The following is a 548-nucleotide window of genomic DNA, read 5'->3' on the forward strand; positions in this document are numbered from 1 at the left end:
ATGTCGGGGTAAGGCAGGCCGCTGCCGGACTCGGACCGGATGACAATCGGCACTCCCTCTTCGGCAACGTCTTTGTCCACACCGCCGTTGACGATTTCCGGGGGAATGTACATGTACAGGTTGGAGTGACCGGGGGCCGGGTCGGTGTCCTGGCCACCGGGGAGTTCCAGTTTGACGAAGAGGTTGAGGGGCTTGTCCGGACGCTCTTCTTTTTGATTGGGCTGTTTGATTTCGTAGGTGAGCTCGTAAGAACCGGTCTGCAGATGACGGGGGGCCACCGACAAGACTGTGGGCTGGTCGAGTTCGCTCTTATTGATGATGGGACGCCCGTCGACCTCACGGCCATCGAGCAGCAGCTTGACGGTGTCGCCGATATCCTTTTTGGCCCAGGCGGGGATCAAGACAAGCATGCCGAGGTCAGGAAAGGCGAATACCGCCGCGCGGTTGATCCCCCACTGGCCGGAAGGCAGGAGGCGCCCGGGGACCCACGGGTCCAGCAGTGAATGGGGGGCAGAGATTCTCTTCTTGGGCTGAACGAGCATGGTCGG

The 548-nt window shown here is 61.1% G+C and carries 1 pseudogene; it reads right to left on the bottom strand.

Annotated elements, in window-relative coordinates:
- Positions 1-548: pseudogene (locus tag M0814_RS28995) on the bottom strand (hypothetical protein); the annotation flags it as partial.

Source organism: Pseudomonas sp. MWU12-2020, assembly GCF_023100605.1.
Taxonomy (GTDB): domain Bacteria; phylum Pseudomonadota; class Gammaproteobacteria; order Pseudomonadales; family Pseudomonadaceae; genus Aquipseudomonas; species Aquipseudomonas fluorescens_H.